The following is a 23,597-nucleotide window of genomic DNA, read 5'->3' as shown; positions in this document are numbered from 1 at the left end:
CTGACATTACCGTTGAAGTTTTCATTTGGTGCAAAGCTGTAGGTACCATCACCATTGTCAGTGAAAATACCGTCTGTACCTGAGTAGGAAACGTCGCTGACGGAAACGTCTCCTTCAATATCACTCGAATTAGCTAATAACTGATCATCGCTAATTGTGATAATGCCGTCTTCGTTAACTGAGTAAGTCGTTGACCCCGCGACAGGTAGATCGTTAACGGCTTCGACAGTCACATCAATATTGGCTTCCGTTGTTGTAGTTCCATCGCTGACAGAGAAACTTAGATCAACTTCGCCATTAAAGTTTTCATTTGGAGAGAAAGTGTATGTACCATCACCATTGTCGGTGAAAACACCATCGGTACCGGTGTAACTTACATCAGCAACGGTAAGGTCATCACCGTCTACGTCAGTAGCCCCCGCTAAAAGCTGTGCGTCTGTAAAGGTGAGTGAACCATCCTCTTGAATGGTGTAAGCAACATCTTCGACTTCTGCCTCATCGTTTACATCTTCGACTTGGATTTCGAATGTTTGCTCCGTTGTTTCGGAGTCAAAGTCGTCATCCAATCGCTCTTGATTTAGGTTGGCTTGCTCGCCTTCATCAAGAACGTTAACTTCAAACGTTTCGCTGTCAGTTTGCGTGTCAAAATCATCCCCTTCGCCAGCACCTGCGGCAGGTGAAGCGGCTGCAGCTTGTGGTGCGCCAGAAGCTTGCTGAGTTTGTCCTTCAGCATCACTGCCGCCATCAGAGCCTTCAGAATCTTGTCCGCCCACACTTTGTGCGCCAGCGCCTGCTCCACCAGCACCACCAGAACCTGCATCGGTTGTGGCTCCACTGTCAGTCATTTGACTATCGACAACGCCTGACTGAGCGCCTTCGGAGGTGGCTGCTTCACTATCTACAGGCTGAGCAGATTGCGCACCACCGGTATCATCACCTTCACTTGACGCACCGGCGCCGCTAGGATCATCTTCCATTGCTTGGTTAGCATCGTCAGCTGCATCGGCAGCATCAGCCCCCGTTGCAATGGTTGTCGCTATCGTGTTTTGTTGGTTCTGCTGAGCCTGCTGCTGCTCCGTACCATCATTACCGGTTTCTACTTGTTCGACCGCATCATTGAGAGGGTTGTTTTCGTTGTTGTCAGCCATGTTGCCTCCGTCGCGTTGTCAGCGCTTTAAATCAGACACTTCCTAGTAACGCAGTAAAGGACAACAAACACGAAAGACAAGGCATTTTTTGCGATAAAAAAGCAAAAAGTTTAGATGAAATATTAGGAATCTGTGAGTGATAAAAATACTTAGTTACGCAACTAAACACAAACTACAGATTAACAAGGATTTTTTTTTGAAAAATGAGCATTGTTATACTTAGCTATTAGTTAAGGTGATTTATGTGCAATCTAAACCTAAGATACTGTTATCACGTATATTTAATACTATAGTTTAGGTTGTTATCCGGGAGGCGGTCGTGAGTAAAAGTAATATCGAACATCACATCAGAAATGCCTTAATTCAAAACACGGATAAATCCGAGTCTGATTATGTTGAAGCGGTTGAAATAAAGAGTGCAATGACTACAGTTCATAAAACCCTACTTTTGACTTTCTTTATCATTCTGATTCTGCTTGGTATTGCGTCTCAAGCTCGTATCGATATTGTGGTTTCGTCTAGAGGTGAGCTTTTACTCGAATCTGATATAGAGAAAGTTCAGCACCTTGAAGGCGGAATACTTGATTCAATGCTCGTTAAGCCGGGTGACATTGTTTACGAAGGCCAGCCAATCGCTAAGCTTAGAGCCATCGAAAGAAACTCACAGCTTTCAACAATGAATGCGGAAATCGCTCAACTTGAACTCGATAGGCTTCGCTACTTAAGCTTAATCGCTCAAAAAGAACCTGACTACACGCCCTATTCCGATTTTCCCGATCTTGTGCTGGTGAATCAGGAGACATGGCTTAAAGAGAACGCTAAAAATGTCTCTGCGGAAGCATTGATCAAACATGATATCGAACACAAAGATCGCCTTATTGCATCAATGAAGAAAAGACGCGTCAGCTCTCTTAACCAGCTTAAGTTAATCCGTAAACAGCTTGAAATTAAGCAAACGCTGTACAACGAAGAAATGGCCTCTTACGTAGACGTACTAAACATGCAGGTTCAAGAGTCTAATATGGTGAGAGAAATCGAAAACCTCGATGAATCTCTCATGAATGAAGATTTTCAGCTGCTAAGGTTAGAAAAACAGCTTAACGATCTGATTGTAAATAGGAACGCGGAGTATCAAGCACAAATAATTCAAGCTAATAAAGATCTCGACATTAAACGAATACAGCAGCCTCAGCATACGGATAAAGTCAATCGTCTCGTAGTTTATTCTCCCGTAGATGGCGTTGTTGATAAAGTGCATTTTAATTTTCGCTCCGCGGTGGTGCCTCCGGGCGAAAGTATTGCCGATATTGCACCTTTAAATAATACCTTACACGGCGAAGCGAAGATCCCTCGTAAAGAGATGGGTTTTGTTGAAGTTGGTCAAGAGGTAAAGCTTAAGTTTGATACCTACAATTTTGCCAAGTACGGTTTTATGCCAGGCAAGATTTCCTCGATCAGTCGCTCCTCTTATGAGGAAGAAGAAACGGAGTACTATTTAGCGAAAATTACGATAGAACATGATTTTCTTGAACGTTCTGGGACTAAGTACAGTCTCTCACCATTTATGGAGTTTACGGCAGATATAAAAACCGGCGATAGACGCGTCATAGAGTACGCTGCGAAACCCGTAATGTCGGCAATTGAAGATGCATTTGACGAGCGTTAAACCATGAAGCCGCGGTACAAAGTATACAGCTTCCCAGTGATCAAATTAGGCATAGTAGTTTTACTGTGCCTTTCGGCTATTGGTCTCTGGTTTGCGTATCAGTACTACACAGCGGCTCCCAAAGAAAGCACATTCACTACGCCATTAATTGCTCAAACCGAGAAGCTAAACACAGCACTCGAATCCACTATCCTTACCCTAGATATGTGCCTTCAAAATACTGAATGTGATGACGTTAGCCAACAAGCTCAGTCATTAATGAATGAAATGACCGCGTTCAAAGCGTTGGCCGCATTGGACAAAAAACAAGTCAGTTTAGTCGGTGCTGTGGAATACAGTAACGTGCAGCTCGCGATCAATCGATATTTCGCCCAAGACTCTCCTAAGAGAGAACACTACCACCTGCTTCGGACAACCCTTAGCAACAATTACGTAGAGATCCGTAACCGGTTTGACGATCTGTTCTTTGTTGAGCACAAACAAGTTGTTGAGGATATTCGATCTTCTGTGAACATTATTATCGTTATTTTTCCGATGCTTGCTATTATTGCCATTGCTGTCGTTCTTGGAGGCTGGAATCGACTAAAGAAAACGGTTCGTGATCGCCGTTCTGTAAATCAGAGTTTTGAGTCTCTCGCTGAGCGTTTGGATGAACTAGACTCATCAAAAATCGAAGAGATACTCAGTACTACAGAGATTGACCCCATTGAGCGTAGCATTTATTCGAAGTTGAGATTGCTCCATGAAAAGGTAGACAAGCAGCAACAAGATGCCGACTTGAATCAACAGCTCTACGGGCTAATTGGTTATGAAATTCGCGGGATAACCAATACCATCAAAGGCGGAATTCATTATCTTGTCCAAGATGCAGATGAGAACACAGCCGTTCTCGCTCAGGACATAACTTCTGCTGCTAATACCCTCTCTGAACTAGCTGAAAACTACAATCGACTCCTCTCTCAAGGTCGGGATAAAAGTAGTAGCGCGTTTTCTTTCTTAGATGTCGTTTCTGAACTGACAATCCATATGAAGTCTAAACTCCAGCGTGAAAACCTAACTCTCGAGTGTGCGTTCATTGGAAGTGTACCTGCTATGGTGCTGGGTCACCAAACTAGCCTGTTTTGGATGCTTTTCCTAAAGCTCTCCAACGCTTTGCAAGTTCAAACCGACAGAAACGTGCTGTTTAAAGTAGAGACTGGTAGTGGTCTAGACGTCGAACGCTCAAGAGTTACGTTGTCACTTACATTTCTCACCAACACAAATGTGAAAATGGCTAAGGTTGATTCGCTACACTGGTCTGAACGTGCAGATTCAATGGGAAGCAATGACGAATGGACAAAATCAATCCTTGGTAATGTTGGTCACTTTAATTCTAAATGGTTCGAATCTGGTAAGCAGCGACGCTTCCAAGTAGAAGTTGATCTTGAAGCTCAAAGCTACTTCGCACCTAACTCAAGTACATTAGAAGGTAAGAATCTCATCGTTTGTAGCTCTGGTATGTTATCGCTGGAGATATTAACCAATGTACTTACGATGAATGGTGCTAAGTTTACCGTCTGTGATGATCCGAATGAGCTTTTCCGTCTTAACCCCTCTGAAAATAAAGTAGATGGCGTCATCATCACAGATGCCATTGAAGGTATCCAAATAGCGCCTTTCAGTAAAACGCTAAGCAAGCGACTAAAACCCACCGGCACTAAGCTGTTTTTGATGTCGAGCACCTCCGAACTGGCTCAGATCACTCATGAGTTCGTCGATAAAGTCTTTTTCAGCCCCATCTTACCCCATGAGTTTATTCCTCACTTACGTGAATCTTTGGAAGCTGAGTCCGTTGAAGAGACCTTAGAAAACAGCTCATTCTTAATTGTTGAAGATGACAAGGTACAGCAGTTCCTACTCAAGCGTATTTTGATGAAACAAGAATACAACGCCGATACCGTGGGTGATGGCTCAGAAGCGGTCGAATGGGTTAAGAAACAGCGCGCTGACATCATCTTTATGGACTGTATTATGCCGGGCATGGGTGGCATACAGGCAACTCGCCTGATACGTGAACACGAAAAAGAAAACGATATTTCCATTCCTTCTACGATCATCGGAGCAACTGCATTGACCAGCGTTGCGGAACATAAAGCATGTATCGAAGCCGGTATGGATTACGTCATTAGCAAGCCTTACAAAAGCGATGAAATTCTCAAGGTGATCAAAAAATATGTGGCCTATCAGAAGATTAGTTAGTTGTGCTTTTATCGTTGTTAGCTTTCCTTCTCAAGCATTAACGTTGCTGGAGGCGGTACAGATCGGTTTGAACAACAATGTGTCGCTTATTGCGAGTCGAAAAGGTGTTGAAGAGAACGCCTACAACATTGATGTCAGCCGTTCAAAATTTCTCCCTACCGTTTCAGCCAATGCGACCAGCACCTGGAGTGGTAACCGTACCGTTCTTAGTAACACCGATGACACCACTAATAGCTACAATGACCACGGTTATAGCGTTTCACTTAGTCAAAGTTTGTTTAATCTTGCGGATATCTACAAGTACGGCACGGCGAAACTGGACTTCAATATTGAAGAGATTAAGAACGAGAATAAAACTCAAGAGATCATTCAAGAGATTGCCGTTCAGTACTTTGAGTACTTAAAAAATGGCGCTCAAACTCGAGCTACGAAAGCAGAGCTTGACTCTTCGCTCGCGAGACTCAAACAAATGCAACGTAATGTGGAGCTTGGAAATGTAGCTGCAAGTGAGCTTTATGAGGTGGTGGCGCAAAAGGAAGGGATTGCCAATCGTTTAAGAACCCTAGGTAAAGACAAGGATGTGATCCTCAATACACTGGAGTTACTCACACAATATCCTGTCATACCAACTCAAGATTTAGAGCGAAGCCTGATATTGTCAGAAATCACGTTTGAACGCAGTGGCGATTTACTTGAGCAAGCGATGCAGTACAACAACGACATTATCGTCTCTGAGAAAACACTTGAGCGAAGCTTCAGATCGCTGAAAGAAACAGGCTCCAATTTTGCACCAAGTCTGTCCGCGAGCGCCAGTTATCGACATGACGACACCAACAACTTCGATCCGATTACCTCACCCGGTGCGACAGGGATTAGCGACTCTAAGTCTCTTGGGCTTACGCTAACCGTTCCAATCACGACCGGTGGCTCTGATTACTATGCTTATAAGAAGAATGAAAAAACAATAGAGCGCAATGAGCTGCTGCTTCTCGACACGCGTAACACTGTCAAAAATGACTTAGAAACCTCCATTCTTAACATCAACGATTTCTCTCAATCGATTTTCACCTTCGAAAATATTATTCGTGCTAATTATTCTTCCTACAATGGAATTAAGAGGGCTTACGACCTGGGCACGCGCACCCTCACCGACTTGCTTGCCGCAGAGAGCAAGTTGTTTAGTGCCATTCGGGATTATGAAAGCGCAAAATACGATTATGTTATTGAATCAATTCGACTTGATAAAACGGTGGGGAATTTATCCCCACTGAGCATAGAAAAAATAATGGCCTTGATGGTCAATGAGTCCAGCATTCGCGATATGGATGTGATACCCGAGCACTTAAAAAACTGACAGTGATAAAGAGTTTTCTTTCAACAACGAGTAGCAACAGGACAGGTCGATGAGTAGCGAGCATTTCTCCCAACGAATCACATTTGCCGATACGGTGTATCTCACCTTTTCGACCGTCATGTCGACTCTGTTTGCTTTGGTCTTACCCTTTTCTATCTTGATCATCTTTGACCGTGTTTTACCCAACCAAGCCAAAGATACCCTCTCCTTACTATTCGCTATCATTCTTGTTGCTATCTATCTGGACTACTTACTCAAGAAACAAGAAGAAGTGATCACGTCGACACTGATGAAGGACTTTGAAAGCGATTTGACCAACCGTGTGTTTAAGTCTGTGTGTTTGGCTGAAATAAACAGGTTTAATCAACTCGAGCCAGGTCAGTACTTAGAGCGTATTTCTACTATTCCTGAGATTAAAAGCTTCTTCGGTGGGGAAACCGTACGAGCTGTCATCAACGCTGTAGTGAGTGTGATAACCATCATCATTATTGGCCTTATCAATGTTGGTGCGGGTCTAACGTTGGTCGTGGCTTCAATCATTCTCTATGTCGCCGCGCTGCGTATTTCTAATCGAAAGATTGTGACGCTTGAAGAGAAATCTGAAATTGAAGGTCTTACCAACTCCAAAATCATAGAGATTGTTTCAAGTCCTCTAGACAATAAAAGCCGCACTATGGAGTACCGTTTAGAGAGCCTAATGACCGATATGGTCAAGGAGCGAGAGAGTAAAAATATTGAGTACGAAAATTTAGAGTCTCAGTTTAACTTGGTACTTGCGCTGATTCAGCAACTGTCTATAGCTTGCGTTGTGGTACTGCTCGCGATGTCAGTGATTAACCTGGCAGCAAGTCAGGGTGTAATGGCGGCCATTATCATGCTAACCAACCGATACTTTGCTCCTTATCAACAAGTTATGCGTACGATTGGCCGCTGGAAGCTTAACAAACTGCACATAGAGAAAGTGTCTGAGTTATTGGAGTTGGAATACAAGCAGCAACGTGATATTGCGTTGGTTGAAAGTCGCGATGAATCACTCCCCGCTCCGATTGACCAAGACATCGGCAATCTCATTGAAGTGAAACTCTCCACGGGACAGCGAATCGAGTTCACATTAGGTAGACCAACGGTTATTCGAGGACTCTCTGGCAGTGGCAAGAGTCACATTACTCGCTGTCTCACACGAGATGTTGAATGTGAAAAATCAGAAATCTACATTAATCACAAGCCTCTTCATGATATTCACTATCATACTTGGCGTGAAGCAGTCCATAGAGTAGATGGAAACAGTACCTTTGTTGAAGGCACCATCATCGATAACCTGACGTGTTTCAGGCCGATCTTAAACAGTGCTGCGTTTACCATTTGCAAGAACCTTGGCATCAAACATGAAATCGATGCGCTTACCGATGGTTTCTACACTCAACTTACCGGAAACAAAAACGCACCTGTTTCGAGGCAGGTTCAGTACGCTCTCTTAATAGTGCGAGCGATGCTAAGCCAAAAAAAATTACTTGTACTGGATGATATCGACGCTGTTTTTGACACCGCTTTTGGCGAACGAGTGGTTTCAACACTAATACCCAAAGCAAACCAACAGTTCCTAATTATTGTAAGTAACAAACTCAACAGCAGAAAGTATGGGCTCAAGTCGATTCGATTGACCGGTGAAGAGGTAGCAGCATGAGTATTCTTGTCGACTTCAACAACATCGGGCAACGACTCTCCGACTTTGAGTCCGAGCAGTTTCAGGAGCGTTACCTAGGCTCCCCTTTGCTTCGAGGGCTAGCTTATACGCTTATCGCTATGGAATGGGAAGGTACGCCCGAACTCCTATCTGATGCGTTTATGCCTGGAGAGTCAGATTCAGACGGTTTTGAGGCAACGTTAACAAGACTCGGCTATCAATGCCGCACCACTAAATATGAAAAAGCCGAGCTTGCTCAGACGCAGGGGTTACATTTACCCTGCTTTATCGAACTAGATAAGCTTGAAGCGATACTTCTTTCTGTGCGCGATGGCGTTGCTACGCTGTTTGATTACAAGAACAATAATAGCGTTACGGTGACATTGGTGGATGCAACATACTCAATTACCGTTATCTCTGAGTATTCTAAGCTGTTCCGAGAGCCGCCACCTGAGTCACAAGATAAGTCCAACTGGATCAAGTATGCGTTCTATCGCTACAACGATGAGTTTAAAAGTCTGATCTTCCTTTCGCTGGTTATCAATATTTTCGGTGCTTTGCAGCCATTCTTTATCATGAGCGTGTATAACTTCGCGCTCGCTTCTAGTTCTGTTTCTACATTGTATTGGCTGACCCTGTTTGCCGTCTTCCTAGGTTTTGCGGAATATGCCGTAAAAAAGGTTAGGATGAATATTCTCGCCACCTCTGGACAAGATTTGGCCGTTCACATCTCCCGGAATGTGATCGCAAAATTATTATGGCTGCCCTATTCGATGACCTCTTCTGCCGGTGTTTCATCTCAGTTGGCACGCTTAAAAGATATCGATCAGTTCAGAAAGCTCGTCACCGCTGAAGCGACACTGAGTTATTTCGATATGCCGTTTATCGTTATTTTCATTTTAGCGGTGACCATTCTCTCTGGATACGCTGCACTTACGGTCTTAGCGGGCATATTCCTAATGATCGTGTTCTGTATCTATTCGCGTTATATCTATTCTCAAGCGACGGCCAACAGCTCTAGAGCAAACGCGATGGTCTCTTATCAATGGAACGAACTACTTCGCGGTATTAATACAATACAGGGACTTCCTCTTCTTCGTGTAATTCAGTCTCGATTCAATGCATCCCACGAACAGAGCTCAAATGATGCTGCGCACGTTGCAATGACTAACAGTAAAATTCAAGCGATTGGTGGCGGCCTAATTCAGGCGATTGGTACGGCCTCGATTGTTACCGCCGTTATTACTGTGATGGATGGCAACTCTGATGCCGGCGCTATGTTAGCCACGGTCATTTTGGTTTGGAAAGCACTCGGTCCAATCATGGGCATATATAACTCTATTACTAAGTTTCAAACCATCAAATCTTCAGCTGCTCAGATCAACGCGCTAATGTCGCTTAACGACGACAAAACGTCTCTAGAGAAAAGTCCGCCTATTCGTAAGTTCGTCGGTGAAGTGGTGGGTAGCGGCATCACACATCGATACCAAGGTGCGCAAACCGGGCTAACTAACTTAGGATTTAAGCTCATGCCCGGGAGTAAAACCGCCATTTCTGGTCCTGCGGGTAGCGGTAAAACAACGCTGCTGATGATCATTGCTGGCCTAGAAGAGCGTTATCAAGGTGCGGTTTATATCGATGGTTACAATATCAAACAGTTCAACAACTATCGCTACAGAAAGGCGATTAATTTCATTCCGTTTGATATGCACCTTTTTGAGGGGTCTATTCGATCGAACTATGTTCTGCACAACGGAGTGATCTCGGAATCGCAAATGAACTACACCTTTAACCTTCTCGCGCTTTCTAAATGGTTTTGTGATGGGCTGGATACTCACTTAAATACCGATGTACTTAAGAATCTCCCCAGTGGCGTCATTCAAAAGCTGAAAATAGCGATCGGTCTCGGCGATATGTCGCAGAACCTATTCATTATTGATGAGCCTTTTGTCGGATGTGAGGCAGAGCACGCTGGGTATTTAAATCAACTCTTCACCGGAGCGTTAAAAGATAAGACCGTGGTGTACACAACGATGGATCCTGCGCTCATCACCAGCTCCACTCATTGCTTATTGTTAGAGCCTGATGGCAACCAGAAGTACTTCGGTCTGCCGGATAAAGTAATGAACGCTATGGGATGATGCCGTAAGCACTTTTCGAAACTAGCGAATAACGACTTGTCTTGATTCACCAGATGACGAAGTTACTGTGATAGTAACCGGCGCCTCAACACCTTCAAGTGTTGATTGTTTGACCGATTTTATTAACACATCATCCATATTCAGAACTTTAAATGTTAAAAGTTCTGATTTTGTGACGTTCAGCACCTTTGTCGAAGAATGATACAAAAATGTGATGTTTTCCTCTCCCACTTTCAGCTCGCACTGTTCGTTAACTGAACAATCTACCGTATTGGTCACATCGTGCGTCATCGTACGGTAACTAAATGCGGTAATGAGCACCAACATCATGATGATTATTTGTACAAGCCTTGCTTTTGTTAGCTTCTGTGCTGCCATTGTGACGAGTTCTCCGTGTAACAAACTTCAAAGTTTTGAAATAAATGGTCATAAACCAGACCAAGTGTAAGGTTACTACCCTGTTCTTGATTTGTTAATTGAAGTATTATTGTCGCTTGAAAATGCTACTTTTTGTTAAATCCGGCAAGAGAAGTAACGTTTTGATTCGACGTTAGTTCTTTTGATGGGTTGGGTAGCATTACGACATGTGTCGTGTTGGAAGTAAAGTGTAGTTAATTAGAAAATTGGAAGCATGTTAATGAGCCAAGAAAAGCAGCTTGAACAAGTCTACAACTATACCGTAGTACGCCAGTTCACATTAGTGACGATTCTCTGGGGTATTGTTGGTATGGCAGTAGGTGTTTTGATTGCCGCTCAATTAGTTTGGCCACAGCTCAACTTTGATACGCCGTGGTTGACGTACAGTCGTTTACGTCCTTTGCATACTAATGCGGTAATCTTTGCGTTTGGTACCAGTGCTCTGTTTGCAACGTCTTATTATGTTGTGCAGCGTACCTGTCAAACGAGATTATTTGGAGGCCCTCTTGTCGCATTCACCTTTTGGGGATGGCAAGCAATTATTTTAGCCGCTGCAATTACTCTGCCGTTAGGTTTTACCTCAGGTAAAGAGTATGCAGAATTAGAATGGCCAATCGATATCGCTATTGCAGTGGTATGGGTGTCTTACGCTATTGTGTTCTTCGGAACGCTCATCAAGCGTAAAACGTCACATATCTATGTAGCGAACTGGTTCTTTGGTGCGTTCATCATCACCGTTGCAGTACTTCACATTGTGAACAGTATGGCAATTCCTGTATCGATGGGTAAATCTTACTCCGTCTATTCAGGGGCCGTCGATGCGATGGTTCAATGGTGGTACGGCCACAACGCGGTAGGTTTCCTTCTTACAGCCGGTTTCTTGGGTATGATGTACTACTTCGTACCAAAGCAAGCTGAACGTCCTGTTTACTCTTACCGTCTATCGATCGTTCACTTCTGGGCGCTTGTCTCTCTGTATATTTGGGCTGGTCCTCACCACCTACACTATACAGCTCTACCAGACTGGACTCAGTCTCTAGGTATGGTGATGTCTTTGGTTCTATTTGCTCCTTCTTGGGGTGGTATGATCAACGGTATCATGACGCTGTCAGGTGCTTGGCACAAGCTGCGTTACGACCCAATTCTTCGTTTCTTGATCGTTTCCCTATCGTTCTACGGTATGTCAACGTTTGAAGGTCCGATGATGTCTATTAAGACGGTTAACGCTCTGTCTCACTACACCGACTGGACAATCGGTCACGTGCACTCAGGTGCTTTAGGTTGGGTTGCGATGGTTTCTATCGGTTCTGTTTACCACCTAGTACCTCGCCTATTCGGTCAAGAGCGTATGTACTCTGTCGGCCTTATTAACACCCACTTCTGGCTAGCAACTATCGGTACAGTTCTGTACATCGTTGCGATGTGGATCTCTGGTGTTATGCAAGGTCTGATGTGGCGTGCAGTTAACTCGGACGGTACGCTAACTTACAGCTTCGTTGAATCTGTACAAGCGTCGTACCCGTTCTACTTCGTTCGTTTTGTTGGCGGCTTCATCTTCTTAGCGGGTATGTTCTTAATGGCATACAACACGTATAAGACAGTAACAGCAGCTAAAGGTAGCTTGAAAGCTGCCCCTCAACCGGCTTAAGGAGATTAAAGATGAGCTCAAACTCTAACAATCGCCATGAAGTCGTTGAACGTAACGTTGGCTTACTGGCTATTTTAATCGTATTCGCAATCAGTTTAGGCGCGCTTGTTGAAATCACTCCGTTGATTTTCCAAAAGCAAACTACTGAACCTGTGAAAAATCTTCGTGCGTACAGTGCACTGGAAATGGAAGGTCGCGATATCTACATTCGTGAAGGTTGTAACGTTTGTCACAGCCAAATGATCCGTCCTTTCCGTTCAGAAACTGAGCGTTACGGTCACTACTCTGTCGCTGGTGAAAGCGTTTGGGAACACCCATTCCTATGGGGTTCTAAGCGTACTGGCCCAGATCTCGCCCGTGTTGGTGGACGTTACTCTGATGAGTGGCACCGAGTTCACCTAATCGATCCTCGCGAATTGGTTCCAGAATCAAACATGCCAGGTTTCCCTTGGCTAGAGGAAAACGTACTGGATGGCAAATTGACACAGAAGAAACTAGAAATCTTCCGTAACCAGTTTGGCGTTCCATACACGGATGAGCAAATCGCAAACGCGGCTAAAGACGTAGAAGGTAAAACAGAGATGGATGCCATCATTGCTTATCTTCAATCTTTAGGCCATGCGATGAAATAAGGAGGGGCTTATGGATATCGGTACTATTCACAGTATTTGGACCATAGTGTTGTTCGCAAGCTTCATTGGTGTTGTGTGGTGGGCCTTTGGCAAAAGCCGCAAAGCACGCTTTGAAGAAGATGCAAACTTAGTGTTCGCGGACGAACAAAAAGCCACCTCCGAAGAAAAAGGAGTGACTAAGTAATGACTACATTCTGGAGTCTATGGATTATTGTCATCACAGTCGGTACGCTGGTTGGTTGTGCAGCGATCCTATATTGGTGTGTTCGCGACAAAATGGGTGTCGAAGAAGGCGAAGATATGGGTCACGAATACGATGGTATTCGTGAGTTGAACAACCCACTGCCTAAGTGGTGGACTTATTTGTTTGTCGGTACGTTCATCTTTGCCGCTATTTACCTTGCTATGTACCCAGGCTTGGGTAACTACAAGGGTCTTCTTGGCTGGCAAAGTTCGGATCAAACCGTACGCTCACTTGAAGAGTCAAAAGCTTCTATTGCCGCTGCTCAAGAAAACAAAACTCTTGTTCAGTACGCAAAAGAGCTTGATGACGCAGATGCCTACTTCGGTGAAGCATTTAACCGCCTAGCAAAAACATCGGATGGTGCGCTACGCCCTATCCCTGAAATTGCTACCGACAGTGAAGCAATTAAAGTAGGTCAACGTTTGTTCCTACAAAACTGTTCACAATGTCACGGTTCGGATGCTCGCGGTCAAACTGGCTTCCCTAACCTAACGGACAATGCATGGCTATACGGCGGTGAGCCTGAGGCTATCGTTACTACTGTTATGCAAGGTCGTATTGGTCAGATGCCAGCGTGGAAAGAAGCGTTGGGCGAAGACGGCGTACGTGAAGTAGTTAGCTACACGTTAAGCCTTTCAGGTCGTAAAGTGAACGCTCGTGAAGCAGAAGCGGGTAAAGCTCGTTTCGTCGTGTGTGCAGCGTGTCATGGTACAGATGGTAAGGGCAACCCTGCTGTCGGAGCGCCAGATCTTACCGACCAAGTATGGTTATTTGGCGATTCTCGCGCGGCTGTAACAGAAACTGTTATGAATGGTCGCTCGGGTGTAATGCCAGCATGGAAAGACATCCTAGGTGAAGAAAAAGTACAGCTAGTATCAGCGTACGTTTGGAGCCTAAGTAATTCCGACAAATAAGTAACATTTCAATAACAGCCCCTTGTAAGGGGCTGTCTTTTCTAGATAAATTATAATTTCTTTCTTAGTCAGCTGTTGAGAACTTTTTTATGGTAAAGCCTTGGTATAAACAATTCTGGCCGTGGTTTCTAATCGCGTTGCCTCTGTCTGTTGTGATCGGAACTGGTTATCGAATCTCGCTGTTAATGGACAACCAAGTCAGCTTAGTTGCCGAGGATTACTATAAAAAAGGAAAAGGGATTAATGTTGATTTAACCAAGATAAACGTTGCTAGAGAGCTTGAACTCAATGCAGCGGTATCGTCAGCAGGCGATACTATTTTGATTAAGTTCCAAAAAGGTCAATTGCCTCACTTCCCTGCTCTTACTGCTACGTTTACCCACCGCACACTGCCGGACCGTGATTTTGAAAAGCTTGTCACTGCAGATGCTAAAGGCACCTACCGACTAACACTTGATCACGATGTTCAAGGTCCTTGGTTTGTAGAGCTACAACCACATGACCAAGCTTGGATGGTTCAAGGCCGAGTAACATTCCCAACTGAAACTGATGTAGTGTTGTTAGATTAAATTATGAGTAAGACGTGTTATCACTGCGGTGAAGATGTACCAGCCAACACGAACTTCAACGTAGAAATTTTAGGTGCAGACCGGGAGATGTGTTGTCCCGGCTGCGAAAGTGTGGCTCAAACGATTGTCGATAGTGGCTTAGTCTCCTATTACCAATATCGCACTACCACAGCAGAGAAGGCTGATTTAGTGCCCGAGCAGCTAAGAGCACTCATTCATTACGACAATGAAGATGTGCAAGCTGAGTTTGTAAGGAATCACGAAGACACCAAAGAAGTGACATTGTCACTTGAGGGGGTTTCCTGTGCAGCCTGTGCTTGGTTAATAGAAAAGCGCATGTCCGTCGAGCCTGGTGTTGTTTCTATTCGGGTTAACACCACGACAAACCGTGCTCTCCTTAAATGGGACAAAACTGCCACCCAACTCAGTCAGTTACTCTCCTCTATCCATACCCTCGGCTACAAAGCTGCACCGTTTGAGGCAGACAAGCAAGAAGCGGCTTATCATGCCACAATGAAGCAATACCTATATCGATTAGGTATTGCTGGCCTTGCGACCATGCAAGTGATGATGCTGGCAGTAGCCCTGTATCTAGAAGTATTTGGTAACCTTGAACCTGAGTTCAAAAGTTATTTCCGTTGGGTTAGCTTGATTTTCGCAACGCCTGTTCTCCTCTACTCTGCTCTTCCGTTCTATATCAATGCTTGGCGAAGTATCAAAGGCCGAACCCTTGGCATGGATGTCCCTGTCTCTATTGCTCTGATATTCGCTTATGTAGCGAGTTTAGTCGCAACAGTAACAGAGCAAGGGGAAGTGTTCTTCGAGTCTATCTCGATGTTTACGTTTTTCTTACTGATTGGCCGTTATTTAGAGATGCGAGCGCGAAGAAAAGCCGCCGCGGCAAGTGGGAACCTTCTAAAGCTTATTCCTGCCATTGCCAATAAACTCAATGGTGAACAAGTCCCGGTTAAGTCGCTTCAAATTGGCGATCAAATAAAAGTATTACCTGGGGAGCACATTCCAGCGGATGGTATCGTACTTAATGGCCGTATTCACATCGATGAATCAATGCTAACGGGTGAATCACTACCGGTTGTAAAAGGCAAAGACGACTTTGTCTATGCCGGTACGCTAAATGGTGATGAAGCCTTTGATCTTGAAGTGCGCTCCACCAAAGCCGACTCAATGATTTCTAGCATTGTTCGATTGCAAGATGAAGCCCAATTGAGCAAGCCTAAAATTGCCGAAATCGCTGACATCGTGGCACGTTACTTTGTTGCTATCATACTCGTAATTGCTGCAGGCACATGGTTGTTCTGGCATCAAACGGAACCTGATGATGCGTTTTGGATCATGCTGTCTGTGCTCGTAGCAACCTGCCCTTGTGCTCTATCATTAGCTACGCCGACCGCAATCACTTGTTCAAGTTCGCGTATGGGGACGTTAGGTATTCTATCTCGACGTGGACACGTATTTGAAACCTTGTGCAAAGTTAACCATCTCGTTGTCGACAAGACGGGTACTCTCACTCATGGGGACATTGAAATTGCTCGTACGCACGCGTTTGAGGAGCAATCTGAAGCGGAATTACTCAGCATTGCTGCATCCCTAGAAAGTCACGCCAACCACCCTATTGCTCGTGCATTCAAACCATACCTGAACCATTCAGTCTTGGTGACAGATGTAGAAAACGTTATCGGCTCAGGTTTGCAAGGTATCATTGATGGTAAGCTGGTTAAAATTGGTAACGCGCACTATGTATTAGGACGTGACGATGCTGCTCTAAACAGCGTTTATATGTCGATAGATGGTCAACATGTAGCAACATTCGAGTATCGTGACCCAATTCGTAAAGAAGCGGTCGAATTTATCAACAAGATGCGTGAAGCCGGTGTGAAAACAACACTACTTACTGGTGATACACTCTCCAACGCCGAACCTGTCGCGAAAGAAGTCGGTATTGATGACGTCATTGCCAGTGCTTCACCTAGCGATAAACTGAATTACCTCAAATCTCTCGATTCTGATGACATTACTATGATGATTGGTGATGGCATTAATGATGCTCCGACTCTAGCCGGCGCTCACCTATCTATAGCTATGGGTGGTGGTACCGATGTTGCCAAGGCTTCTGCTGATCTTGTTTTACTGGGTGACAGGTTGGATAAAATACTCACTGCTCGCGAACTCGCGTTAAGAACTCGCAAGATCATCAGAGAGAACTTAGCTTGGTCTTTAGGGTATAATGTTTTGATTCTACCATTAGCAGTCGCAGGACTCGTCGCGCCTTACATTGCGGTTGTGGGCATGTCAGCAAGCTCCATTATTGTCGTTTCAAACTCGCTACGCTTGCTTAAAGAAGAAGGTAAGTAACATGGAAAGCATCTATATCCTCATTCCCATCGCCATTGTTTTGGTGTGTGTGGCTGTTGCCATCTTCTTATGGGCGGTGAAAAGCGAACAATTTGAAGACCTAGAACGTCAAGGCCACAATATTTTGTTTGACGAAGACACCGACCAAAAAGCTAAAGCAAAACAAGCGAGTCACAAGCCGAAACAGGAAGACTCGCGTGAATCTTGACCTAGTTGGTGCTTTTACCATCGGCCTTTTAGGAGCAGGCCACTGCATGGGAATGTGCGGTGGTATTGCATCCCTTCTTTCCATTGGACAATCGAATAAAACCCCCACCGCACTTATAATCAATTACAACCTTGGCCGTTTGCTAAGTTACACGTTGATCGGTAGTGTTGTGGGTGGAACGATTGCAGGGATTGCATCGCTTTCCCAGTTCAATCAATCGCTTGCGTTTGTTCGTATCATCGCCGCTTTGTTTATGGTGTTGCTCGCTTTCTATGTTGGGCGATGGTGGAATGGACTACTAAAGGTTGAAGCTCTGGGTCAGTCGTTATGGAAGCGTATCTCGCCTCTCGCCAATAAACTACTGCCACTAAAACACAGTTCTCATGCCATACCGTTTGGTTTTTTATGGGGCTGGTTGCCATGCGGCCTTGTCTACTCGGTATTAACCTGGGCAGCCGTATCTGGAAGTGCATTGGGCGGTGGCGCCACCATGTTAGCTTTTGGTCTTGGTACCTTGCCCGCTATGTTGTTGGTAGGCACGAGCGCTACAAAATTAAAATCCCTGCAAAATTCACTTATTTTCCGCAACATCGCCGCAGTTTCGATACTCGTTTATGGACTATATACAGGTTACGAGTCGGTGATGATTTTTAGCGCAAACTAATAGATGATTGTTTTATCATTGATTTTTTAGCTACCCTTTGGGGGTAATGAATGATAAAATCTTGATGTACATCAAATAGTGAAAGGTTGTTATGATTTCTGAAAAGCCTGTAGCAAAACGTGTTCAGTCTGGCGGCTGTGCGATTCATTGCCAAGATTGCAGCATTAGTCAGCTCTGCATCCCCTTTACTCTCAACGAATCTGAGCTTGATCAACTAGACCAAATCATTGAGCGTAAAAAGCCGATCCAAAAAGGCCAAGAGCTATTCAAAGCAGGTGACGAATTGAAGTCACTTTATGCTATCCGCTCAGGGACAATTAAAAGTTACACCATTACCGAACAAGGCGACGAGCAGATCACTGCTTTCCACCTAGCTGGCGACCTAGTGGGTTTTGATGCCATCACCGGTGATGAACACCCAAGTTTTGCGCAAGCTCTTGAAACTTCGATGGTGTGCGAAATTCCTTACGAAATTCTAGATGACCTTTCAGGCAAAATGCCGAAACTTCGCCAGCAAATCATGCGTTTGATGTCGAATGAAATCAAAGGCGATCAAGAAATGATTTTGCTGCTTTCTAAGAAGAATGCTGAAGAGCGTCTTGCTGCTTTCCTATATAACCTATCAACTCGCTTCTCACAACGTGGTTTTAGCCCAAGGGAGTTCCGCCTGACTATGACTCGCGGTGACATCGGTAACTATTTGGGTCTAACGGTTGAGACCATCAGCCGCCTACTTGGCCGCTTCCAAAAAGCAGAAGTACTGAGTGTTAAAGGTAAATACATCACTATCATCGACCATGATGCACTGATGGAAATGGCCGGCGTTTCTAAAGAATAAGCTCGTCAGCTCACTAATTGTCGCAACCTTTCCTAAGTGGCTCTACAATGAGCCACTTCAAATTTTCTTCCCTTTAAAATCCAATTTTTCTAAAAAAATTCATAGATTTGCGCTAAAGTGTTTATAGGTAATGGCCCAATTAGGTAGGGAGTATCTATGAGCATCTACAGTAAAATCCTCGTCGTAGCGAATCTTAATAGCGATGAGCAGCCTGCCCTTGCTCGTGCGGTTCAGCTTGCTAAGAAGAGCAAATCCAGGAGCCACATTCGTTTCTTCTTATCTATCTACGATTTCTCTTACGACATGACTTCTATGTTGTCACATGAAGAACGTGACGCAATGAGGCGTGGTGTAATACACCAACGTGAAGAATGGATGAGAAGTGTCGCTAAACCTCACCTCGATGACAGCTTCGATTTCGACGTTACGGTTGTTTGGCATAACAGACCCTATGTAGCGATCGTGGAGGAAGTTTTTGAGGGACAGCAAGATATTGTCATCAAAGCCACTCGCAAACACGACATTCTCGAGTCGGTGATTTTCACACCAACAGATTGGCACTTACTTCGTAAATGCCCAGTACCTGTTTTGTTAGTTAAGAATGCCGATTGGCCAGAGAAAGCCAATATTATTGCATCGGTTCACGTTGGCTCAGAAAACCCAACCCATATCGATTTGAATGATTGTATGGTGAAGCAACTTGATAGCTTAACCGAACGTCTCGACGCAACGGGCTATCTCGTTAACGCCTACCCGGTTACACCTGCAAACATCACTATTGAGCTTCCAGAGTTCGATCCAGCAACCTACACCGACGCTGTTCGCGGTCACCATTTGACGGCTATGAAAGCGCTGCGTCAAAAACATGGTTATGCCGAAGACCAAACGATCGTTGAGCAAGGATTGCCAGAAGACATCATTCCGGATGTGGCTCGTCAGCTGGATGCTGGCATGGTGATTCTTGGTACTACTGGTCGCACTGGTTTGTCCGCGGTGTTTATTGGTAATACAGCAGAGCATGTGATTGATAAGATCAATTGTGATGTGATGGCGCTTAAGCCAGATGGCTATATTAGCCCTCTAGATCCAAGCCAATCTTAATAATCACATCACATGTCCAGTATTTCGTCACCCCTGCGCAGGCAGGGGTCTACTTAACGCATGCACCAAGCCTCGATTAGATTCCTGCCTGCGCAGGAATGACACGAGTACCCACCAAGCCTTGGATGAATGAGCTTAACTTCTATGTAACCAACATAAAAAAACGCCCCTCAAATAAGGGGCGTTTTCTTCAATCTAGCGGTGTACTAAACATTAGTCACATCAATAAACATAGACTCATCGATGTTTGTCGACGAAACCGTCGCTTCACTAAACTCATACTCTTCACGTGAGCCTTCACGATCCAATGGAAGGTTTACGAAATCAAACAATTCACGGTCAGCCAACTGACTTGGGCTAACGTTTTGAATCGATTTGAAGATAGCTTCAACGCGTCCCGGAGTCTTCTTATCCCAATCAATCAACATCGCCTTAATCGACTGACGTTGTAGGTTCTCCTGAGAACCACACAGGTTACAAGGAATGATTGGGAAATCTTTATGTTCAGCGTATTTGATCAGATCTTTTTCACGGCAATACGTTAGCGGACGAATCACCACGTTACGACCATCATCAGAACGAAGCTTAGGAGGCATCGCTTTTAGGCGAGAGCCGTGGAACATGTTCAAGAACATGGTTTCCACAATGTCATCAAGGTGGTGACCTAGTGCAATTTTAGTCGCGCCAATTTTCTCAGCAAATGAGTAGAGCGTTCCACGACGAAGACGCGAGCATAGACCACAAGTCGTTTTGCCCTCAGGGATCTTCTCTTTAACGACTGAGTACGTATCTTTATCAACGATGTAATAAGGAATGTTCAGTGTTTCAAAGTAATCTGGCAGGATGTGCTCTGGGAAACCTGGCTGTTTCTGATCAAGGTTAACCGCAACCACATCAAACTTGATTGGTGCTGCTTTTTGAAGATTCAATAGGATATCCAGCATCGCAAATGAATCTTTACCACCACTGATACACGCCATCACCACATCATTTTCTTCAATCATGTTGTAGTCGATAATTGCGTTGCCAACATTTCTTCTAAGACGCTTTTGAAGTTTGTTGAACTCTAGGGTTTCTTTTCTTGTATCTGTCTGATTCATCACGTGCTCTCACATTGCCGACAATGTCGACGATAGGATTTCCTACTGGGAATAATCTGGGGCGTGGATTATACGAGCTTTTTGATAAAGATTAAATGGTTGTTTGACCCCCTTTCGATTGGGAGTCAAACAATTCTAGAAAGATGCGCAGGCTTATTTGGCGCCAGGAAGGTAAGGTAGGATACGAAGTGTCTCTCCAGGGAGCGTCATGTACCCCCCCTCACCGATATCACTGAGACGTACTTGAGCTTTACCGTTTTCTAATGCTACCGAGTCACCATTCGAATAAGAAATCACGCCTTCCATATTAGGCGCGAACTCTAGAGTAATACCTTCAACATCCGGAGTGAACCAACTGGCAAACATGCCTCCTAAATCTTCTAGCATCACCTGCATTTGTGGCAGAAGTCTTTCAACCTCTGCATAAGTCACTTTGCCTGACATAGGTTCGGTCGTCATCACCACCATAGAGAAGTCGCAACGCTGATCTTGTGGAGTGTGTACAAACACCAACGGATTCGCTGACTTGAGGTTGTTATCTAGCGGCACTACGAGTTCGTTGATTGGACTCGCTGGCAACTCTTCATAATGCTCCTCTTTTTCCATCCAAGCTTTTTCAATAGGACACAAGCTTTTTGAGTCCGCATCGACAAAGAAGAAACCCACCTTCACATCCTCATGCCCTTCTTTCGCATTGTTCTTCATCTGCGAAAACAGTTTTGAATAGGTGAACATGTACTCTTGGGCAAGAGTGGGAACCGCAAATGTGGCTGCGGCAAAACCTAAAAGGGCTAACTTTACTACTTTCATGTTTAATTCTTTGATTATTATTGTGTTGTCCAGAACTTGTCATTATGTCGAATCATGGCTTGCAGGTCTTTGACGTATGCCTCACCCCGCTCCGAATAACGCAGTAATCCATTAGTGAGTTCCAGTGCAGCCGTCTCTGACAACAAATTTTCACCTCGATCTCTAATACCAGCACGAATATCACGCAATTCTTGGTAAGCGCGGTTGCGATTCACATTCATAAAGTAACCGTGGATAGATTGCTGAGGAGAGCTGAACTTAGCCACTTCATGCGACATTCCTTCGCTACGTTTCAACGGAACAAGGCCGCATCCCTTCGTATAACACCATTGACCAAAATAGTTATTGGCTTCGTTGGCAAAGCGCGATGTTCCCCATGCCGATTCGTTAGCCGCTTGCGTCAGTACCAGTGCTTCAGGCAGAACATCTACCCTTTCAAGCATTGCATTGACCCAATCATAGTTCACCTGTGAAGGCTCTAATGAATAGAGTTTACCAAGGCGCTTTGCCGTAGCTTGTTGTTCACTCGTCAGAGACTGCTCATCCAGCGCTAGTTTAATGCCAAGTAATCGTCTGCGCTCTTTTTCAATTCGCGCGTTTTCAATGGCGATTCCGGGTCTCAAGTAATCAAAAAAAGTCTGCTTCTTCTGATTGGTATCGGTAATGCTCGCGATATCTGGCTTGTCTTCCGCGATGGCAGGCAGCGTGATGGCTTCATCTTCATGGTCATCGGCGGATTTTTCAGAAAGGAACAAAAAAGCGCTCCCAGTCAGGAGCGCAGCTATAGAAAGAAATTTATGCGAACTACGCATCAAATACCTCAGGGTTCTTATTAGGCTTATCGTCGTTTCTTGGTGGTGTATTGTCGTTGTTATCGTCGTTGCTGTCGTTACCAGAGTCGTTTGAGCCATTATCTTCAGTGGCAACAATCTTTAGGGTGATACCAAACATCTCGCGATAAACAATGCCTTTTACATGGAAGAAAAACGGCAATACAAAGATAAGGCCAATACCGTAGAACATCGCGCCGACAATGAACATCAACATCACTAAGGTGTAGATACCTGCCAGAACGAAAATCTTCTTGTTTACCGCACGCAGTGATAAAAGCAAAGACTGGAGTGGTGAAACCTTTTTCTCGCAGATAAGCAATATAGATTGGCTAAACGCAAGAGATAGATACATCGAAAGGAATGGCAAAATCATGCTCACCACGCCTTGCAGCATCAAGCTAAACAGCGTAGCGATAATGACAGGCACGGTAAACTGTAGACCTTTGCCGATGTGTCTGGTTTTTGTTGTAAGACCCGCTGCGTGGCTCATTGCCATAAGTGAGATACCTGCAAATACAGGTGCACTCACTACTTCATAACTAAAATTGGCAACAAAAATAGCCTGAAAAATGCTCTGATCTAGCAAGCTTGGGTCCTGGAACGCTTGCAAGATAACGGATGGATCGCCAAGTTGTAATTGCAGTGCGATATAAAAAATACCCACTTGCACAAAAATGAGGGCAATAATTGCAGGAGAGAAAGACAAAAAATGCTTGATGGTTTGCTGCCACGCTTCTTGGAACACAGCCCCAGCCTTGAGGTCATATTTCCCTGAGATAGCGCGCTCAATTGAGCCACCTAAGTTGAAGTCTCTTTCAAAATCGTTTTTCATATGTTTTCCAAGTGACACTCTATACGAGTACATTTCTTCGTTGAAAAGGCTGCGACATTATAGCGGTAACGAGATTGTATTATCACTGTTATCACCTTGCTTTTCAGTCTTTTTGGGTGATAATTAACCAATTGATAAGGCAAAATATTCAACTCGACGCGCTCTAAACCTAGTATGGTAAAT

20 protein-coding genes and 1 pseudogene are annotated in these 23,597 nt (G+C 44.5%); 15 read left to right on the top strand and 6 right to left on the bottom strand.

Features of this window, described 5'->3' with window-relative positions:
* Positions 1 to 524 (bottom strand): annotated as a pseudogene (locus ACVA6Q_RS18740) (tandem-95 repeat protein); the annotation flags it as partial.
* Positions 525 to 1,467: 943 nt separating this feature from the next.
* Here ACVA6Q_RS18740 and ACVA6Q_RS18735 point away from each other — a divergent pair.
* The 5 genes from ACVA6Q_RS18735 to ACVA6Q_RS18715 are packed head-to-tail and all read left to right on the top strand — an operon-like array spanning position 1,468 to position 10,231.
* Positions 1,468 to 2,814 (top strand): HlyD family type I secretion periplasmic adaptor subunit, encoded by a 1,347-nt coding sequence (locus ACVA6Q_RS18735; RefSeq protein ID WP_446648529.1) that lies wholly within the window; start codon positions 1,468 to 1,470, stop codon positions 2,812 to 2,814.
* A gap of 3 nt (positions 2,815 to 2,817) precedes the next feature.
* A complete protein-coding gene (locus ACVA6Q_RS18730; protein WP_446648528.1) occupies positions 2,818 to 5,052 on the top strand; it encodes a response regulator in 2,235 nt (744 codons plus the stop codon).
* Positions 5,027 to 6,406 (top strand): TolC family protein, encoded by a 1,380-nt coding sequence (locus ACVA6Q_RS18725; protein WP_446648527.1) that lies wholly within the window; start codon positions 5,027 to 5,029, stop codon positions 6,404 to 6,406. Before ACVA6Q_RS18730 ends, ACVA6Q_RS18725 begins: the two co-directional genes overlap by 26 nt.
* Positions 6,407 to 6,455: 49 nt before the next feature.
* A complete protein-coding gene (locus ACVA6Q_RS18720) occupies positions 6,456 to 8,090 on the top strand; it encodes an ATP-binding cassette domain-containing protein (protein WP_446648526.1) in 1,635 nt (544 codons plus the stop codon).
* Positions 8,087 to 10,231, top strand: a complete 2,145-nt coding sequence (locus ACVA6Q_RS18715) for an ATP-binding cassette domain-containing protein (RefSeq protein WP_446648525.1) — start codon at positions 8,087 to 8,089, stop codon at positions 10,229 to 10,231. Before ACVA6Q_RS18720 ends, ACVA6Q_RS18715 begins: the two co-directional genes overlap by 4 nt.
* A gap of 21 nt (positions 10,232 to 10,252) precedes the next feature.
* On the opposite strand, the gene ACVA6Q_RS18710 is transcribed toward ACVA6Q_RS18715, so the two are convergent.
* Positions 10,253 to 10,609: a hypothetical protein gene (locus tag ACVA6Q_RS18710; RefSeq protein ID WP_446648524.1), complete on the bottom strand. Its 357-nt coding sequence runs from the start codon at positions 10,607 to 10,609 to the stop codon at positions 10,253 to 10,255.
* Between the two features lie 259 nt (positions 10,610 to 10,868).
* Between ACVA6Q_RS18710 and ccoN the strand changes: the two genes are divergently transcribed.
* From ccoN to uspE, 10 genes are all read left to right on the top strand, one after another.
* Positions 10,869 to 12,296 (top strand): cytochrome-c oxidase, cbb3-type subunit I, encoded by a 1,428-nt coding sequence (gene ccoN, locus ACVA6Q_RS18705; protein ID WP_042501564.1) that lies wholly within the window; start codon positions 10,869 to 10,871, stop codon positions 12,294 to 12,296.
* Positions 12,297 to 12,307: 11 nt separating this feature from the next.
* A complete protein-coding gene (ccoO, locus tag ACVA6Q_RS18700; protein ID WP_103879746.1) occupies positions 12,308 to 12,928 on the top strand; it encodes a cytochrome-c oxidase, cbb3-type subunit II in 621 nt (206 codons plus the stop codon).
* A gap of 10 nt (positions 12,929 to 12,938) precedes the next feature.
* Complete coding sequence (locus ACVA6Q_RS18695; protein WP_042501559.1) at positions 12,939 to 13,112, top strand: cbb3-type cytochrome oxidase subunit 3; 174 nt, start codon at positions 12,939 to 12,941, stop codon at positions 13,110 to 13,112.
* Positions 13,112 to 14,086 carry a cytochrome-c oxidase, cbb3-type subunit III gene (gene ccoP / locus ACVA6Q_RS18690; RefSeq protein WP_446648523.1) on the top strand — a complete coding sequence of 325 codons (975 nt, stop codon included), beginning with the start codon at positions 13,112 to 13,114 and terminating at the stop codon, positions 14,084 to 14,086. The genes ACVA6Q_RS18695 and ccoP overlap by 1 nt, the downstream gene beginning before the upstream one ends.
* Positions 14,087 to 14,175: 89 nt before the next feature.
* Positions 14,176 to 14,655 carry a FixH family protein gene (locus tag ACVA6Q_RS18685; RefSeq protein WP_353496175.1) on the top strand — a complete coding sequence of 160 codons (480 nt, stop codon included), beginning with the start codon at positions 14,176 to 14,178 and terminating at the stop codon, positions 14,653 to 14,655.
* Between the two features lie 3 nt (positions 14,656 to 14,658).
* Positions 14,659 to 17,028, top strand: a complete 2,370-nt coding sequence (locus ACVA6Q_RS18680; RefSeq protein WP_446648522.1) for a heavy metal translocating P-type ATPase — start codon at positions 14,659 to 14,661, stop codon at positions 17,026 to 17,028.
* A 1-nt stretch (position 17,029) separates the two neighbouring features.
* Positions 17,030 to 17,236: a cbb3-type cytochrome oxidase assembly protein CcoS gene (gene ccoS / locus ACVA6Q_RS18675; RefSeq protein WP_446648521.1), complete on the top strand. Its 207-nt coding sequence runs from the start codon at positions 17,030 to 17,032 to the stop codon at positions 17,234 to 17,236.
* Complete coding sequence (locus ACVA6Q_RS18670; protein WP_446648520.1) at positions 17,226 to 17,900, top strand: sulfite exporter TauE/SafE family protein; 675 nt, start codon at positions 17,226 to 17,228, stop codon at positions 17,898 to 17,900. The genes ccoS and ACVA6Q_RS18670 overlap by 11 nt, the downstream gene beginning before the upstream one ends.
* A 91-nt stretch (positions 17,901 to 17,991) precedes the next feature.
* Positions 17,992 to 18,738 carry an FNR family transcription factor gene (locus ACVA6Q_RS18665; RefSeq protein ID WP_112460197.1) on the top strand — a complete coding sequence of 249 codons (747 nt, stop codon included), beginning with the start codon at positions 17,992 to 17,994 and terminating at the stop codon, positions 18,736 to 18,738.
* A 156-nt stretch (positions 18,739 to 18,894) separates the two neighbouring features.
* Positions 18,895 to 19,839: a universal stress protein UspE gene (gene uspE / locus ACVA6Q_RS18660; protein ID WP_446648519.1), complete on the top strand. Its 945-nt coding sequence runs from the start codon at positions 18,895 to 18,897 to the stop codon at positions 19,837 to 19,839.
* Positions 19,840 to 20,045: 206 nt separating this feature from the next.
* Here the strand turns inward: uspE and ttcA are convergent, their stop codons facing one another.
* From ttcA to ACVA6Q_RS18640, 4 genes are all read right to left on the bottom strand, one after another.
* Positions 20,046 to 20,939, bottom strand: a complete 894-nt coding sequence (ttcA, locus tag ACVA6Q_RS18655; RefSeq protein WP_353496180.1) for a tRNA 2-thiocytidine(32) synthetase TtcA — start codon at positions 20,937 to 20,939, stop codon at positions 20,046 to 20,048.
* Between the two features lie 153 nt (positions 20,940 to 21,092).
* Complete coding sequence (locus ACVA6Q_RS18650; protein WP_446648518.1) at positions 21,093 to 21,749, bottom strand: DUF2987 domain-containing protein; 657 nt, start codon at positions 21,747 to 21,749, stop codon at positions 21,093 to 21,095.
* A 17-nt stretch (positions 21,750 to 21,766) separates the two neighbouring features.
* On the bottom strand, positions 21,767 to 22,561 hold the full coding sequence (locus ACVA6Q_RS18645; protein WP_353496182.1) for a glucosaminidase domain-containing protein: 795 nt from the start codon (positions 22,559 to 22,561) through the stop codon (positions 21,767 to 21,769).
* A complete protein-coding gene (locus tag ACVA6Q_RS18640; protein WP_446648517.1) occupies positions 22,554 to 23,414 on the bottom strand; it encodes a hypothetical protein in 861 nt (286 codons plus the stop codon). Before ACVA6Q_RS18640 ends, ACVA6Q_RS18645 begins: the two co-directional genes overlap by 8 nt.
* Positions 23,415 to 23,597: the final 183 nt, after the last annotated feature.

Source organism: Vibrio sp. DNB22_10_4 (assembly GCF_052879755.1).
The sequence above is the reverse complement of the archived record's forward strand: the minus strand, read 5'-3'. Positions and strand labels throughout refer to the sequence as shown.

Coding starts and splice junctions, on each gene's coding strand:
- ACVA6Q_RS18730 (WP_446648528.1), top strand. CDS start 2,818: ATGAAGCCGCGGTACAAAGTATACAGCTTCCCAGTGATCAAATTAGGC.
- ACVA6Q_RS18725 (WP_446648527.1), top strand. CDS start 5,027: ATGTGGCCTATCAGAAGATTAGTTAGTTGTGCTTTTATCGTTGTTAGC.
- ACVA6Q_RS18720 (WP_446648526.1), top strand. CDS start 6,456: ATGAGTAGCGAGCATTTCTCCCAACGAATCACATTTGCCGATACGGTG.
- ACVA6Q_RS18715 (WP_446648525.1), top strand. CDS start 8,087: ATGAGTATTCTTGTCGACTTCAACAACATCGGGCAACGACTCTCCGAC.
- ACVA6Q_RS18710 (WP_446648524.1), bottom strand. CDS start 10,609: ATGGCAGCACAGAAGCTAACAAAAGCAAGGCTTGTACAAATAATCATC.
- ccoN (WP_042501564.1), top strand. CDS start 10,869: ATGAGCCAAGAAAAGCAGCTTGAACAAGTCTACAACTATACCGTAGTA.
- ccoO (WP_103879746.1), top strand. CDS start 12,308: ATGAGCTCAAACTCTAACAATCGCCATGAAGTCGTTGAACGTAACGTT.
- ACVA6Q_RS18695 (WP_042501559.1), top strand. CDS start 12,939: ATGGATATCGGTACTATTCACAGTATTTGGACCATAGTGTTGTTCGCA.
- ccoP (WP_446648523.1), top strand. CDS start 13,112: ATGACTACATTCTGGAGTCTATGGATTATTGTCATCACAGTCGGTACG.
- ACVA6Q_RS18685 (WP_353496175.1), top strand. CDS start 14,176: ATGGTAAAGCCTTGGTATAAACAATTCTGGCCGTGGTTTCTAATCGCG.
- ACVA6Q_RS18680 (WP_446648522.1), top strand. CDS start 14,659: ATGAGTAAGACGTGTTATCACTGCGGTGAAGATGTACCAGCCAACACG.
- ccoS (WP_446648521.1), top strand. CDS start 17,030: ATGGAAAGCATCTATATCCTCATTCCCATCGCCATTGTTTTGGTGTGT.
- ACVA6Q_RS18665 (WP_112460197.1), top strand. CDS start 17,992: ATGATTTCTGAAAAGCCTGTAGCAAAACGTGTTCAGTCTGGCGGCTGT.
- uspE (WP_446648519.1), top strand. CDS start 18,895: ATGAGCATCTACAGTAAAATCCTCGTCGTAGCGAATCTTAATAGCGAT.
- ttcA (WP_353496180.1), bottom strand. CDS start 20,939: ATGAATCAGACAGATACAAGAAAAGAAACCCTAGAGTTCAACAAACTT.
- ACVA6Q_RS18650 (WP_446648518.1), bottom strand. CDS start 21,749: ATGAAAGTAGTAAAGTTAGCCCTTTTAGGTTTTGCCGCAGCCACATTT.
- ACVA6Q_RS18645 (WP_353496182.1), bottom strand. CDS start 22,561: ATGCGTAGTTCGCATAAATTTCTTTCTATAGCTGCGCTCCTGACTGGG.
- ACVA6Q_RS18640 (WP_446648517.1), bottom strand. CDS start 23,414: ATGAAAAACGATTTTGAAAGAGACTTCAACTTAGGTGGCTCAATTGAG.